General features: G+C 70.0%; 12 protein-coding genes and 1 riboswitch. All 12 genes read right to left on the minus strand.

Annotated elements, in window-relative coordinates:
* Window positions 1-29: 29 nt before the first annotated feature.
* Entirely contained in the window at window positions 30-1460 is a 1431-nt protein-coding gene (gene argH / locus GZ64_RS0107165; protein ID WP_029260621.1) for an argininosuccinate lyase, read from the minus strand.
* A complete protein-coding gene (argF, locus tag GZ64_RS0107170; RefSeq protein ID WP_029265641.1) occupies window positions 1460-2389 on the minus strand; it encodes an ornithine carbamoyltransferase in 930 nt (309 codons plus the stop codon). Before argF ends, argH begins: the two co-directional genes overlap by 1 nt.
* Window positions 2386-3591 (minus strand): acetylornithine transaminase, encoded by a 1206-nt coding sequence (locus GZ64_RS0107175; RefSeq protein ID WP_021199753.1) that lies wholly within the window; start codon window positions 3589-3591, stop codon window positions 2386-2388. The genes argF and GZ64_RS0107175 overlap by 4 nt, the downstream gene beginning before the upstream one ends.
* The gene (gene argB, locus GZ64_RS0107180; protein ID WP_029265642.1) at window positions 3588-4505 is read right to left on the minus strand and encodes an acetylglutamate kinase; all 918 of its coding nucleotides are present in this window, start codon (window positions 4503-4505) and stop codon (window positions 3588-3590) included. Before argB ends, GZ64_RS0107175 begins: the two co-directional genes overlap by 4 nt.
* The gene (argJ, locus tag GZ64_RS0107185; RefSeq protein WP_029260619.1) at window positions 4502-5659 is read right to left on the minus strand and encodes a bifunctional glutamate N-acetyltransferase/amino-acid acetyltransferase ArgJ; all 1158 of its coding nucleotides are present in this window, start codon (window positions 5657-5659) and stop codon (window positions 4502-4504) included. The genes argB and argJ overlap by 4 nt, the downstream gene beginning before the upstream one ends.
* Window positions 5656-6708: an N-acetyl-gamma-glutamyl-phosphate reductase gene (gene argC, locus GZ64_RS0107190; protein WP_029265643.1), complete on the minus strand. Its 1053-nt coding sequence runs from the start codon at window positions 6706-6708 to the stop codon at window positions 5656-5658. Before argC ends, argJ begins: the two co-directional genes overlap by 4 nt.
* 240 nt (window positions 6709-6948) lie before the next feature.
* The gene (locus tag GZ64_RS0107195) at window positions 6949-9099 is read right to left on the minus strand and encodes a bifunctional hydroxymethylpyrimidine kinase/phosphomethylpyrimidine kinase (protein WP_029265644.1); all 2151 of its coding nucleotides are present in this window, start codon (window positions 9097-9099) and stop codon (window positions 6949-6951) included.
* On the minus strand, window positions 9096-9944 hold the full coding sequence (gene thiM, locus GZ64_RS0107200) for a hydroxyethylthiazole kinase (protein ID WP_029265645.1): 849 nt from the start codon (window positions 9942-9944) through the stop codon (window positions 9096-9098). Before thiM ends, GZ64_RS0107195 begins: the two co-directional genes overlap by 4 nt.
* Window positions 9935-10029: riboswitch (TPP riboswitch) on the minus strand. It overlaps the preceding gene by 10 nt.
* A 6-nt stretch (window positions 10030-10035) precedes the next feature.
* The gene (locus GZ64_RS0107205) at window positions 10036-10998 is read right to left on the minus strand and encodes an NAD-dependent epimerase/dehydratase family protein (RefSeq protein ID WP_029265646.1); all 963 of its coding nucleotides are present in this window, start codon (window positions 10996-10998) and stop codon (window positions 10036-10038) included.
* 60 nt (window positions 10999-11058) lie between these two features.
* Window positions 11059-11787, minus strand: a complete 729-nt coding sequence (locus GZ64_RS19420) for a DUF402 domain-containing protein (RefSeq protein ID WP_051667887.1) — start codon at window positions 11785-11787, stop codon at window positions 11059-11061.
* 85 nt (window positions 11788-11872) lie between these two features.
* On the minus strand, window positions 11873-14383 hold the full coding sequence (gene pheT / locus GZ64_RS0107215; RefSeq protein ID WP_029265648.1) for a phenylalanine--tRNA ligase subunit beta: 2511 nt from the start codon (window positions 14381-14383) through the stop codon (window positions 11873-11875).
* A complete protein-coding gene (gene pheS / locus GZ64_RS0107220) occupies window positions 14383-15423 on the minus strand; it encodes a phenylalanine--tRNA ligase subunit alpha (protein ID WP_029265649.1) in 1041 nt (346 codons plus the stop codon). Before pheS ends, pheT begins: the two co-directional genes overlap by 1 nt.
* Window positions 15424-15438 lie beyond the last annotated feature (15 nt).

Consider the following 15438-nt stretch of genomic DNA (forward strand, 5'->3'; position numbering starts at 1 on the left):
CGCCGCGGACCGGCCGCCGACGCCTTCGGCTAGAGGCCGAGGGCGTGGGCGGCGGCCTGCGCGCGCGAGACCAGCTCGGCACGCTGCTCCGCGACCCGCACAGGGGCGGTCCCCCCGGCGCCGGTGCGCGATGCGACCGAACCCTCGATCGTCAGGACTTCGCGCACCTCGGGCACGAGATGCGGCGACACCGACAGCAACAGCTCGTCGGAGGCGTCCTCCAGCCCGATCCCCTGCTCCTCGCACGCACGCACGAGCGCACCCGAGATCTCATGGGCATCACGGAAGGGCACCCGGCGCTTCACGAGCCATTCCGCGACATCCGTCGCGAGAGAGAAGCCCTGCGGAGCCAGAGCTGCCATCCGTTCGGTGTCGAAACGCAGCGTCGCGATCATGCCCGCGAAGGCGGGGAGCACCACCTCGAGGGTCTGAACCGAGTCGAACACCGGCTCCTTGTCCTCCTGCAGATCGCGATTGTACGCGAGCGGAAGGCCCTTGAGCGTGGCCAGCAGACCGGAGAGGTTGCCGATGAGGCGACCCGACTTGCCGCGAGCGAGCTCGGCGATGTCGGGATTCTTCTTCTGCGGCATGATGCTCGAACCCGTGGAGTAGCCATCGTCGAGCGTGACGAAACCGAACTCGCGGGTGTTCCAGAGGATGATCTCCTCGGAGAGACGCGAGATGTCGACCCCGGTCATCGCCGTGATGAACGCGAACTCCGCCACGACGTCGCGGGCCGCGGTGCCGTCGAGGGAGTTCTCGGCCGGGCGGTCCAGACCCAGCTCCGTCGCCACGAGCGTCGGATCGAGACCGAGCGTGGAACCGGCCAGCGCTCCCCCGCCGTACGGTGAGACGCCGGCACGACGCCGCCAGTCCACGAGGCGTTCGAGTTCGCGCACCAGCGGCCAACCGTGGGCCTGCAGGTGATGGGCGAGCAGCACCGGCTGCGCATGCTGCAGGTGCGTGCGTCCGGGCAGGATCGCGGCGGGATGTGCTTCGGCCTGGGCCACCAGCGCGTCGACCACCCGCAGGATGTCACGGGCGATCACCCGCGCATGATCGATCAGGTACATGCGCACGAGGGTGGCGATCTGGTCGTTGCGGCTGCGACCGGCGCGCAGGCGCCCGCCCAGCTCCGGCCCGAGCTCGGCGATCAACGCCTGCTCGAGCGCACCGTGCACGTCCTCGTCGGTCGGCACCGGTCGCAGCGTGCCGTCGGCGACCTTGCGCGCCACGGCATCCAGCCCCTCGTGCATCCGTCGTGCCTCGTCGGGTTCGAGGTATCCGGCAGCTTCGAGCGCCGTGGCATGTGCATGCGAGCCGGCGATGTCGTACGGCGCGAGGATCCAGTCGAAGTGCGTGGAACGGCTCAGCTCGACCAGTTCCGGCGACGGGCCCGTGGCGAAGCGGGCACCCCAGAGCGCGCCCTCGTTGGTGCCTTCGTGTGTCGGTTCGCTCATCACGCGTCCTTCTTGCCGAGGAGCCAGACCAGGAGGGCCTTCTGCGCGTGCAGACGGTTCTCCGCCTCATCCCAGACCACGCTCTGCGGCCCGTCGATCACGCTGGAGTCGACCTCATAGCCGCGATCGGCAGGGAGGCAGTGGATGAAGATCGCCTCGGGGTCGGCGAGCGCCATCGTCTCGGGGGTGACCTTGTAGCCGCCGAGATCGCGGATGCGTGCGAGCTTCTCCTCCTCCTTGCCCATCGAGACCCATGTATCGGTCACCACGACGTCGGCACCGGCGGCCGCCTCGACCGGGTCGGTGTAGAGCGTGATCGAGCCACCGGTCTCGGCAGCGCGGCGATCCGCGGCCTCGATGACATCCGCGCGGGGCGCGTAGTCCTCCGGCGACGCGATGCGCACGTGCATGCCCGCCGTCACACCGGCGAGGGCGTACGAGTGCGCCATGTTGCTCTGTCCGTCGCCGAGGAACGTGAGCGTGAGCCCCTTCAGATCTCCCTTGTGCTCGCGGATCGTCAGCAGATCGGCGAGCAGCTGGCACGGGTGGAAGTCGTCGGAGAGCGCGTTGATGACGGGCACCCTCGTGCCTTCGGCCATCTCTTCGAGCCCCGACTGCGCATAGGTGCGCCACACGATGGCCGCGACCTGGCGCTCGAGGACGCGCGCGGTGTCGGACGGCGTCTCTTTGCCCCCGAGCTGGCTGCTCGCGGTCGAGATGATCAGCGGCGAGCCGCCGAGGTCGGCGATGCCCACCGCGAACGAGACACGGGTGCGCGTGGAGGACTTGTCGAAGATGACCGCGACCGTCTGAGGACCGGCCAGGCTCTTGTCGGCCCAGCGGTCCTTCTTCAGTTCGATGGCGAGGTCGAGGATCTCCGCCTGCTCGGCGGGGGTCAGGTCATCGTCACGCAGCAGGTGGCGGGTCATGCGGATACCTTTCCGGCTACAGAGGCCTGGACGTCGGCGAGAGCGGCCGTGAACAGCTCGCGGAACTCGGCGAGTTCGGCGTCGCCGATGGTGAGAGCGGGCGCGATGCGCACCGTCTCGGGGTTGGCGGCGTTGACGATGAGACCGCGCTCCTGTGCGGCCGCGACGACGGCACCGGCCACCGGAGCGGTGAGCGCGACGCCCACGAGCAGACCACGTCCGCGCACGCCCTCGACCAGTGGGGAGTCGATCCCGAGGAGGATCTCGCGCAGCTCCGCGCCGCGACGGGCCGCGTTCTCCACCAGGCCGGCGCTCTCGATCTCGGCGAGCACGGCGTCGGCGACAGCGGTCGCCAGGGGGTTGCCCCCGAACGTCGAGCCGTGCGACCCCGGGGTGAACAGCGCGCTGGCGCTGCCGTAGGTGACCAGCGCGCCGATCGGGAAACCGCCGCCGATCCCCTTCGCGAGCGTGATCGCATCGGGAATGATGCCCTCGTGGCTGAACCCGAACCACTCACCGGTGCGGCCTGCTCCGGTCTGGATCTCGTCGACGATCAGGAGCGCGCCGTGCGCGAGGGTCAGCGAGCGGGCGGCGGCGAGGTAGCCCTCCGGCAGCTCGACCACTCCGGCCTCGCCCTGGATCGGCTCGACGATGATCGCGGCGACGCGGTCGTCCATCGCCGCTTCCAACGCCTCGATCGTGGCGGGGATGTGCTCGACGCCCGCGGGCATCGGCTCGAACGGCGCGCGCATCGATGCCTTCGCGGTGAGAGCGAGCGAGCCCATGGTGCGTCCGTGGAAGCCGTTCTCGAGCGCGAGGATGCGCGGACGCTCGGTGCCCCCGTGCAGCCGGGCGAGCTTGAAAGCGGCCTCGTTGGCCTCGGCACCCGAGTTCGAGAAGAACACCCGCCCGTCGATACCGGCACCCGCGAGACGCTTGATGCGTGCGGCGAGTGCGAGCTGGGGCGGGGTGGCGAAGTAGTTCGACACGTGCGCGAGTGTGGCCGCCTGCGTCGAGACGGCCTCGACGAAGGCCGGGTGCGCGTGCCCGAGGGAGGTCACCGCGATGCCGGCGAGGAAGTCGAGGTGGCGTCGACCGTCGGCATCCCACAGGTACGAGCCCTCACCGCGGACCAGCAGCGCGAGCCGCTCCCCCGCATTGAGCACGAGATCGCGTGCCGCGTCGTCCTGCCAGACGGTCATCCCGTCACCTCCGACTTTCCCAGGACCACTTCGGTCCCGATTCCCTTGCTGGTGAACAGTTCGACGAGCACCGAATGCGGCACCCGTCCGTCGATGATCGCGGCCGCGTCCACGCCGCCTTCGACCGCGTCGAGGCAGGCGCGCATCTTGGGGATCATCCCCGACTCGAGCTTCGGCAGCATCTCGATGAGGGCCGACGAGGTCAGGTGCGAGACGAGGGAGTCGCGGTTCGGCCAGTCGGCGTAGAGCCCCGGCACATCCGTGAGGATCACGAGTTTGCGCGCATGCAAGGACACGGCGAGAGCCGCGGCGGCGGCATCGGCGTTGACGTTGAGCGACTGGCCGGGATGATCGAGATCAGGCGCGATGCTCGACACCACCGGGATGCGCCCGGCGGCGAGATGGTCGAGCACGGGAGTCGGATCGACTTCGACGACATCGCCGACGCGACCGAGGTCGACCTCTTGGCCGTCGATCACGACACCGCGACGGCGCCCGCCGAAGAGTCCGGCGTCCTCCCCGCTGAGGCCGGTCGCGATCGGGCCGTGCGAGTTGATCTTGGACACCAGCTGCGGATTGACCTGACCGGTGAGCACCATGCGCACGACGCTGATCGCCTCGGTGTTGGTGACCCGGTAGCCGCCCTTGAACTCGCTGGGGATCTCGAGCCGCTGCAGCATGTTCGAGATCTGCGGGCCGCCGCCGTGCACGACGACCGGCAGCACGCCGACGTAACGGAGGTAGGCGATGTCCTGCGCGAAGGCGTCCTGCAGCTCCTCCGACACCATCGCGTTCCCGCCGTACTTGATGACGACGATCTGGTCGCGGAACTTCTTCAGCCACGGCAGCGACTCGATGAGGGTCGTGGCCTTCTGTGCGGCGACTTCGGCCGGGGTGTCCTGGATGTCGGTCATGAGGCGTAGGCGCTGTTCTCGTGCACGTAGTCGTGGGTGAGGTCGTTCGTGAGCACGGTCGCCGTCGACTCGCCGACCTTGAGGTCGATCACGAGGTGCGTGGCGCGCGGCGTGAGGTCGACCTCTTCACGGGGACGGTCGGGGCCGCCCGCCGTGCAGACGCGGACGCCGTTCATCCAGACGTCGACGTCGTAGGGATCGAACTGCGCGTTCGTGGTGCCGATCGCGGCGAGCACACGGCCCCAGTTCGGGTCGTTGCCGAAGATGGCGGCCTTGAAGAGGTTGTTGCGGGCGACCGACCGGCCGACCTCGACGGCGTCCTGCTCGGAGACCGCGTGCTGCACCTCGATCGTGATGTCGTGACTCGCGCCCTCGGCATCGCCCTGCAGCTTGACCGCGAGCTCTTGGCACAGCTCGATCAGCGCGGCGGCGAAGTCGTCGAGGTCAGGCACGACCTCGGAGGCGCCGTTGGCGAGGAGGGTGACCTGATCGTTCGTCGACATGCAGCCGTCGGAGTCGAGCCGGTCGAAGGTCCGCCCGGTCGCACGGCGCAGCACGTCATCGGCCTGGAGCGGCTCGAGGACGGCGTCGGTCGTGATCACGACCAGCATCGTGGCGAGGCCCGGCGCGAGCATTCCTGCTCCCTTCGCCATCCCACCGATCGTCCAGCCGTCGCGGCTGACCACGGCGGTCTTCGCGACGGTGTCGGTGGTCATGATGGCGTGCGCCGCGCTCTCTCCACCATCAGCGCTGAGCTCGGCGATCGCCTGCTCCGTGCCGGCGAGCACACGCGCACGGAACGTCTCGTCTCCTGTGCCGATGAGACCGGTGGAGCAGATCAGCACGTCGCCGGCGCTGACGCCGAGGAGCTCGGCCGCCTTCTCAGCCGTCTGATGCGTCGTCTGGAATCCGAAAGCGCCGGTGAAGCAGTTCGCCCCGCCGGAGTTGAGCACGACGGCCTCGACCACCCGGTCGGCGACGGCCTGCTGCGACCAGATGATCGGGTTGGCCTTGGCGCGGTTGCTCGTGAAGACGGCGGCGCCGACCTTGCGCGGTCCGCGGTTGACGACGACGGCGACATCGGGCTTGCCGGTGGACTTGAGTCCTGCGGCCACACCGGCCGCCTCGAAACCTGCGGGGGCGGTGACGCTCACGGCGCGACTCCGTTCACTGAGAGGGCGCGGGCCTCGGGAAGCCCCAGCGCGATGTTCATGGATTGGATGGCAGCGCCGGCGGTGCCCTTGACGAGGTTGTCGACCGCGGTGACCACGGTCACCCGGTTCGCGGCGCGATCGATCGCGAGCCCGATCAGCGCGGTGTTGGCGCCGAGCACGTCGGCCGTGCGCGGGAAGCGTCCCTCCGGCAGCAGCTGCACGAAGGTCTCGTCGCCGTAGGCGCTCTGCCAGGCGTCGCGGATCTGCGCATCGGTCACGCCGTCGGCGATCCGTGCGGTCGACGTGGCGAGGATTCCGCGCGACATGGGCACCAGCACCGGAGTGAAGGAGATACGGATGCCGTCGGCGTCGATACCCGATGCCGCGGCGAGCGCCTGACGGATCTCCGGTATGTGCCGGTGGGTTCCCCCGACCGCATACGGGTTCGCGGTGCCGAGGATCTCGCTGCCGAGAAGGTTCGTCTTGAGGCTCTTCCCCGCACCGGACGGACCGACCGCCAGCACCGAGACGATGTCCGAGGGGTCGATCACGCCGGCGGCGACGCCCGGCGCGAGGCTGAGACTCACCGTCGAGGCGTTGCAGCCGGGAGCCGCGATGCGCGTCGCGCCGCGGAGGTGCTCTCGTTGCTTGACCCCGTCGATCAGGAGCTCGGGGACGCCGTATGTCCAGGGCTCGTGGAACGCCCCGCCGTAGAACGCCTCCCACGCGGATGCCGACGTGAGCCGATGGTCGGCTCCGGCATCGATCACGAGCGGAGCCGCACCGAGCGCATCGGTGTACTGCCCCGACTGCCCGTGCGGGAGTGCGAGGAACACGATGTCGTGGCCGGAGAGGATCTCGGGCGTCGTGTCCTGCAGGGTGAGGTGTGCCAGAGAGCGCAGATGCGGCTGGTGGTCGACGAGAGGCTGCCCGGCGTTCGAGTGCGCCGTGACGGTGTGGATCTCCATGTCGGGATGATCGGCCAGGAGACGGAGAATCTCGCCGCCTGCGTAGCCGGATGCGCCGGAGACGGCGACGGAATACGTCATGCTTCTACCTTAACGGTCGGGTCCTTCCTCGAAGGGAGGACCGGGGACGGGGCCGGAGGCGGCGACACCGGCTCTCGACCGCTGCGCGTGCGCAGGCAGGAGGGCGGGGTCGCCTACAGTCGGCGGCCGCGGCGTCGGCGCACAGCGATGACGCTCGGAGCGAGCGTCGGAGAAGCGGTGGCGGCCGAAGGCATGTCGCGACAGTAGCGCGGCCCCGGCGGCCACCGCAAATCCACCCCGTCATCTGAGAGGCTGCAGCCCCATCGGCGCGGCGAAGAACGCGAGCTCGTGTGCGCTCGACACCGCGAACACCCGGCGCATGCGCGCACGGGTCGGGGCATCGGCCTGCGCCGCAGCCTCGGAAGCGTAGGCGATCGCCTTCTCCGTCGCCGCCTCGAATGCCGGATCCGCGTACGTCGTGAGCCAGGACGCGAAGGGATGCTGCGGATCCCGCGCGTACTCCCCGAACTCTCCGGCATGCAGGCGTCGGCCGAGGTCGGTGTAGAGCCAGAAGCAGGGAAGGACGGCCGCGACGATCTCGCCGTAGTCGCCGCCGAACGCGACGGAGCGCAGGTGGTCGAGGTACGCGGTGGTCGCCGGCCCCGGCTCCGCGGCGAACGTCGCCGCGCTCACTCCCTGAGCCGGGGTCAGATACGACGCGTGCAGCTCGAGTTCGCCCACGATCGAGCCGTGCGCGGAATCGGCCCAGAAGGCCTGTTCCTCCGACGTCGGCGCGAGCCGGGCGGCCTCGGCGAGGACACGGGCGTACTCGCGCAGATACAGCGCGTCCTGCGCGAGATAGGTCAGGAAGGGGCCGCGCTCCAGCGTCCCCTCGGCGAGCGCCCGGATGAACGCGAGTTCGTCGATCCCCGCGCGGATCTCCGCGATGTCCTGCCACCAGTCCTCGGCGATGTCGTCAGCCGCCGGTCGAGTCTCTGTCCCCGCACGCTCCCGGAGCCCGGCGAAGTGGTCGATCGGCCCGTGACCCCGCCCCACGCTCAGCGCGTCCCCTGCGCGCAGGGATTCGCGGAGCCAGGCGCGCGCGGCGCTGACCGCATCGGCCGGCCGCTCCCCGCGCGCGAGGAGCGTCGCGAGCGCGGACGACAGCGAACAGCCGGTGCCGTGCGTGTTCCTGGTCGGGATCCGGGTGCCGGCGAACTCTTGGCGCGTCCCGCGATGCGCATCGACCAGCGCATCCGGAGCCGAATCGCCGTCGAGGTGTCCCCCCTTGACCAGGACAGCCGCCCCGACCGCGGCCGACAGCTGCTCCGCCGCGGCGAGCGCGTCCTCCCAGTCGAGGACGTCGCGGCCGGACAGCACTGCGAGCTCGGCGAGGTTCGGGGTCACCAGAGTCGCCCGCGCGAGGAGATCGTGCAGCGCCCGCTCGGCATCCGGATCCAGCAGCCGATCGCCGGAGGTCGCCACCATAACGGGGTCGAGCACGACGACCGGCGGACGAACGCGGTCGAGCCACGCACCCACCACGCGGATGACGTCGGCGTCGGCGAGCATCCCGATCTTCACGGCGTCGATCACGATGTCGTCCGACACCGCATCCAGCTGCGCGCGGAGGAAGTGCGCGGGCGGCACATGCACGGCACGCACTCCCTGCGTGTTCTGCGCCGTCAGCGCAGTGAGGACCGCCATCCCGTATCCGCCGTTCGCGGCGATGGACTTGAGGTCGGCCTGGATGCCCGCGCCCCCGGACGGATCGCTGCCGGCGATGCTGAGCACCCTCGGCACGGCGCCGGCGAGCCAGCGCCGGCGGAACTCCGCTGCCGTGGCCTCGGGATCGTCGGCGGCGCACAGCACCGAGACGACGGCGAGGCCGGCCGCACCGGCGTCGCGGAGGGGTTCCGTGTCATCGATGCCGACGCCGCCGATCGCCACGCACGGCAGAGAGCTGGCAGCCACGAGATCACGGAAGCCGTCGACGCCGAGAGGAGCGGGGTGATCGGGTTTGGTGGCGGTCGGGCGGATCACACCGATACCCAGATAGTCGACGGTGCCGGCGGGCAGAGCATCGACCGCGTCGAGATGCGCACGAGTGTTCGCGGTGAGGCCGATCAGCGCGTCGGGTCCGAGCGCCTCACGCGCACGCAGCACGGAGGCATCGCCCTGTCCCAGATGCACGCCGTCGACCCGAGCGCCCCGTTCCCGGGCAGCGACCACGGCGTCCAGCCGGTCGTTCACGACGAGCAGCGCCCGCCCGTCGATCACCCGCGACAACGCGATCAGCTGATCGACCGTCTCGGCGTCGGTCGCGTCCTTATCGCGCAATTGGACGATTCGCACCCCACCGTCGACCGCTCGGCGCACCGTCTCGACGACGCCTCTGTCCCCGCAGAGCGCCGCGTCCGTGACGAGGTAGAGCGAGAGATCGGCGTTCACCGGACGCCGCCTTCGACGCGTGCATCGGCTCTGATGTCGTCGGGGCCCACCGCGGCGAGCGCATCCAGCAGGGCGACGGCGAAGCTGCCCGGCCCCGCGGATGTCGCCGCTGCCCGCTCGGCGGCGATCGTGTAGACGAGGCTCGCGGAAGCCACAGCGGTCAGCGCATCGTGATCCGTCGCCTCGGCCGCACCGAGGAAGGCCGCCATCACCGCGCCGAGCGCGCATCCTCCTCCGGTCACACGGGTCAGCAGCTCGTGGCCGTTGGCGAGGCGCAGCATCCGCACCCCGTCGGTGATGAGATCGATCGGCCCCGACACTGCGACCACCGCGCCCGTGGTCCGCGCGAGCGTTGCGGCGGCATCGGCTGCGGAGTCCGTGGTGTCGGTGGCATCCACCCCACGTCCGCCCGTGCTGAGCCCGGCGAGGGCGAGGATCTCGGAGGCGTTGCCGCGGATAGCGGTCGGTCGGTGCTGCGCGAGCCGGTGGGCGAGGGCGGTGCGCACCGGAAGCGCACCGATAGCTACCGGGTCGAGAACCCAAGGCGTACCGTTCGCCGCGGCTCCGGCGACCGCCTCCAGACTCGCCGCCCGCTGCTCGGGCGTGGGAGTCCCCAGGTTGATCAGCACCCCGGAGGCGACCCCGGCGAACATCCCCGCCTCGTCGACGATGTCGACCATCGCGGGTGCGGCGCCCAGTGCCAGCAGCACGTTGGCGGTGAATCCCGTCACGACCGCATTGGTGATGCAGTGCGTCAACGGCGGAGCCTCGCGCAGCACCTCCAGGAGGGTCGCGGCGGAACCGGCGAGGTCGTGGGTGGATTCAGGACGCAGAAGATCGCTCATCGCGACATCCCTTCGCTAGTACGAACTAGATCAGGTTCGACGGGTCTGTTCTCAGCCGCGGATCGCGGCACCCCGTGTCACTGCTCGCAGTCTAGCGATCGCTCAGCAGAGCCCTCTCCTCTGCCCGTGTGAGGCCGGCATGGCGCTCCCGGTCGACGCCTCGTGACCGTTCGTCGGCGACGACGCGCTCGATCGTGTCCGCGAGCGGACGAAGCCGCCCGCCGCTCGCGTGGAATGCGCGATTCGAGCGGGTCATGAAGCCACTCATGTCGGTCGGCAGCCACAGCGGCAGGGACCGCGGCCCCGCCCAGTACTCGACGTCGTGCGCACGGAGCCATCCCTCGTCCGCGACGTACACGGAGCCGGTGTGACCGGCCGCGAGGCGCACCGCACCCAGCACATCGGTGAGGGGGTGCTCATCGCCCACGCCGTTGACCACGCCGCTGCGTGTGGCCGTGACGATGTACGCCGCGAGATCGTCGACATCGATGACCTGCGTGCTCCTTCCCTCGAGCGGCGGCAGCAGCACGGCTTCCGAGCCTGCTCGCGCGAACGCCGCGGCCCAGTACCCGAACCGGTCGCTGGGGTCGCCGTCGCCCACGATGAGCCCAGGGCGCACGATGAAGCCGCGCTCCCCCAGGCGCAGGACAGCATCTTCGGCTGCTGCCTTCTGCGCACCGTAGTCGTACTCATCACCCGGGCTCGCAGCCGGATGTCGCGGCGTCGACTCATCTGCTCCGACCGTCTCGTCATCGGAGTACACCGAGACGGACGATACGTAGCTCCAGCGCCCCGCCCGATCGCCGAGCGCATCGACCGCGGTCTCGACCTGCACCGCCTGGGACGAGACGTCCACGACGTGATCCCAGTCCCGCCGCGAGAGATCGGCATAGACGTCGGCATCCTCACGATCGCCGCGCACGAGCACGGCACCCTCGGGGGCCGGACGGGAACCGCGGCCGAGACACGTGACCGCGGCGCCTTCGTCGACCCACCTCCGGGCGATGCGCCCGGAGAGCCAGCCCGTACCGCCGAGGATCAGAACATCCGTCATGATTCCATGTCATCAGGTGGCGGATCTCTGCGGAACCTCCTCCGCCCACAGCAGATCGCTTCAGAGCAGATCGGGGGGCGTGCTCAGACGATCCAGGCCCGCGAGCACCGGGACGCTCCACGCGGGATCGGGCTGCCAACGTGTCCACGCGGCGTCGAACGACCAGTCACCGGACTCGAACGAGGCGATGGCCGCGTCCGCGTGCCGCTCGATCTGCGCCGCCTGCTCGGGGCTGAGACGCCCCTGCTGGATCGCGGCGACGAGCTCGTCCTCGTCTTTGAGGTGGATGCCGCCCTCCGGATCGATCTCGACGTCGAGGATGTGGTCGGACGAGTAGGTGTCGTGATCGGTGCGCAGATGTGCGTTCTCGAGGTTCACGTACCAGCCGGCGAAGGACCAGTCCGGGCCTGTGGTGTCGCTCCAGAACAACCAGACCGACCATGGCAGCCCGGCGGGGGCGATGCACAGCACGCCGTTCCCGCGCCAGGGCTCGACGATGCGCGTCCGCGGCTCGAGCCAGCGACGCGAGAGCGGTACTTCACGCACTCGCTGTCCGCCGAGAGCTCCCGGAGCCTCCTGCAGCGTTCCGGGCGCGAGCCATGCGACGAGCCCCCGTTCGTCGTCGCGCACCACCCGCATCGGAGCGATCCTGGAGGGCTCCCCCGGCTGCCATCCCGGCTTCCGATAGTGCCAGTCGATCTGCATGCCCGACTCGAGGAACGGTCCTTCTCCGAGCGGCCGCGCGTCATCCGGGACGGCGGCCGGAGTGCCCTGGGGGAGGATTCTCATCCCGCCACGGTACTCCGGCGCCGACCGGAATCGTCTGACCGACGACACGGTACGTCCCACGGCGCGGTGCGTCGTGCTCCCGTGCTCAGTCGCGCAGTGCTGCGCCGAAGCGCTGCCCAGCGACCTCGACACCGGCGAGCTTGGCCGCGGTGGCCTCGGCCGCCGTGAGCGTGCGATCGTCGGCACGGAAGCGCAGGGCAAACGTCAGGCTCTTGGCCCCTTCCGGCACGCCCTCCCCGCGATAGTCGTCGACGAGACGCACCGATTCCAGCAGCGCACCGGCACCCTCGGCGAGAGCCGCCTGCACGTCCGCGGCCGGAACGTCTGCCGGCAACGTGAGCGAGACGTCCTGCGTCGCAGCGGGGAACGTCGACAGCGAGGCCGCGACGACCCGACCACCGGCGAGCGACAGGATGCGGTCGAGGTCGAGCTCGAACACGGTCGCGCGCCCCGGAAGGTCGGCGCCCTCCGCCACAGCGGGATGCAGCTCACCGACGTAGCCGACCTCTTCCCCGGCAACCCGGAGCGATCCGGTGCGTCCGGGGTGCAGGGCCGCACGCTCGGCCTGGACCACGTCGATGTCGACGCCGGCCGCCGCCGCGATGACGCGGACCGCGTCCAGTGCCTCGGCGAGACCTGCGGCTTCGGCGGGACGACCGGGCTGACGCGGGGAGACAAGGCCGGTGAGCAGCGCAGAGATGAACCGGTGCTGCGGCGGGATCGACGCGTTCAGGGCGGCGAGCGTCTCATCGGACGGGCGCTCGCCCAGCGGCGGCACCTCGTCCGTGCCGTACTCCACGCCCGGCTCGGGCAGGAAGACCACGCCGGTCTCGAAGATCGCCAGGTCGGTGAGTCCGCGCGAGATGTTGCGGTGCGCGGTCTGCAGCAGACCGGGAATGAGCGAACGACGCAGATACGGCGCCTGCCCGTCGAGTGGATTCGCCAGGCGGATGCTCGGGAGGTGTTCACCCGATGCAGAGCCGTGGAGGTCGTTCTGCGCCTCGGTGGTGAACGGGAACGACGGCGTCTCGACGAGACCGGCAGCAGCCAGGGCATCGGCTACGCGTCGACGACCCTGCTGGTCGGCGGTGAGGCCGCGACCGGACGGGGGCGTCGGCAGCACCGAGGGGATGCGGTCGAGCCCGTGGATGCGGGCGACCTCCTCCGCGAGCGTCCACTTGTCGGTGAGGTCGGGCCGCCAGGTCGGCGGGATCACGCTCCAGCCGGAACCCGCATCCGACGCCGTGACATCGGCACCGATGGTGGTCAGCGCACCGGTGATCTCGTCGTCGGAGTAGTCGACGCCGATGAGCCCCTGCACGAATCCGGCGGGGAGCTCGATCTCGCCGACGAAGACCTCGGTGAACAGCGCGCCACCCTCCTCCGTGAGCGTGCCGCCGGCGAGCTCGACCATGAGGTCGGCAGCTCGGCGGGCGGCCACGAACGGGATCAGCGGGTCGACGCCGCGTTCGAAGCGCTTGGACGCCTCACTGGGCAGCTTGTGTCGACGTGCCGAGCGGGCGATGGTCGTGGGGTCGAAGTTCGCCGCCTCGATCAGCACGTTCCGCGTGGTGTCGCTCATCTCGGTCGTGCCACCGCCCATGACGCCGGCAAGGCCGATCGGGCCGGACTCGTCGGTGATGAGGAGGTCTTCCGCGTGCAGAGCGCGCTCGACGCCGTCGAGCGTGGTCATCTTCTCGCCGGGAGTGGCGCGGCGCACCGTGATGCCGCCCGTGAGCTTGTCGAGGTCGTAGCCGTGCAGCGGCTGGCCGAGCTCGAGCATCACGTAGTTGGTGATGTCGATCAGCACGCCGAGCGAGCGCATGCCCGCAAGACTCAGCCGGGCGACCATCCACGGCGGCGTCGGACGTGAGGGGTCGACACCGCGGACGACGCGGGTCACGAACTCGCTCGCACCCACGTTCCCGCGCACGGGTGCGACGTCATCGACCACGGTCGTGTGCCCGGACCCGGGCTGGAGCTCGGCGAAGTCGCGCTCGGCCGGGTCGCGGAAGGTCGCACCGGTGGCATGCGCGTACTCACGGGCCACGCCGCGGAGCGAGAAGGCATATCCACGGTCGGGAGTGACGTTGATCTCCACCGCGACGTCATCGAGGCCGAGCAGAGCGATCGCGTCGGTGCCGACGGGCGCGTCGATGCCGAGATCGGACAGCACCACGATGCCGTTGTGCTCATCGCCCAGGCCGAGCTCGCGCGCCGACGCGATCATGCCGTCCGACACGTGACCGTAGGTCTTGCGGGCGGCGATCGGGAACGGACCGGGAAGCACGGCACCGGGCAGCGTCACGACGACCTTGTCACCGGCGACGAAGTTGTGCGCACCGCAGACGATCCCGCGGATGCCGCCGTTCGCCTCGCCGACGTCGACCTGGCACCAGTTGATGGTCTTGCCGTTCGACTGCGGCTCGGCCTCGAGCGAGACGACCTGTCCGACGACCACGGGACCGGTGATGTCGAAGCGGTGCACATCCTCTTCTTCGAATCCGACGGTCACCAGTGCCGCGAGGACATCCTCGGGCGTGGCATCCGCTGCCAGATCGACGTACTCACGCAACCACGAAAGCGGGACGCGCATCACACCACCATCCCGTACTGCTCGCTGAATCGGACATCGCCCTCGGCCATGTCGCGCATGTCCTGGACGTCGCTGCGGAACATCAGTCCCCGCTCGATGCCCATGCCGAACGCGAAGCCGCTGTACACCTCGGGGTCGATCCCGGCGGCGCGCAGCACGTTCGGGTTGACCATGCCGCAGCCGCCCCATTCGATCCAGCGCGCGCCGCCCTTGAAGGTCGGGTGCCACAGGTCGAGTTCGGCGGAGGGCTCGGTGAAGGGGAAGTAGTTGGTGCGGAAGCGCGTCTTGGCCTCGGGCCCGAAGAGCTGCTTCGCGAAGTGATCGAGTGTGCCCTTGAGGTGCGCCATCGTGATGCCCTTGTCGATCACGAGTCCCTCGAACTGGGTGAACACCGGCAGGTGCGTGGCGTCGAACTCGTCGGTGCGGTACACGCGGCCGGGGCACAGCACGTAGATCGGCACCTCGCGGTCGAGCATCGAACGCACCTGCACCGGGCTCGTGTGCGTGCGCATCACGAGATGGCGGGAGGTGGGGTCGACGTAGAACGTATCCTGCTCCTGACGGGCGGGGTGGTCGACATCGAAGTTCAGGGCGTCGAAGTTGAACCACTCGTGCTCGAGCTCCGGCCCCTCCGCGATCTCCCATCCCATGCCGACGAAGATGTCGCAGACCTGGTCCTGGAGCAGGGTGAGCGGGTGCCGGGCACCGACGCGGGTGCGCGACGGCACGGCGGTGATGTCGACCCGCTCGGCCTCGAGCCGCGCAGCGACCTCGGCCTCCGCCAGTTCGGCTTCCTTCGCCGCCAGCGCCTGCGTCACCCGCCCGCGTCCCTGACCCACGAGCTTGCCGAAAGCGGCCTTGTTCTCGGGGGCGACCTGTCGCATCGAGGCATTCAGGACCGCGAGCGGCGATCCGTCGGCGACGTGTGCGGCACGAGCCGCTTTCAGCTCGGCGGTGTCGGTGGCTGCGGCGATCGCCGCGAGGGCGTCGGCGACAGCGGCTTCGACCGCTTCCGGGGTGATTTCAAGAGACTCTGACACGAGAATCGAGTCTAC

Source organism: Microbacterium sp. Cr-K32, from assembly GCF_000708345.1.
Classification (GTDB): domain Bacteria; phylum Actinomycetota; class Actinomycetes; order Actinomycetales; family Microbacteriaceae; genus Microbacterium; species Microbacterium maritypicum_A.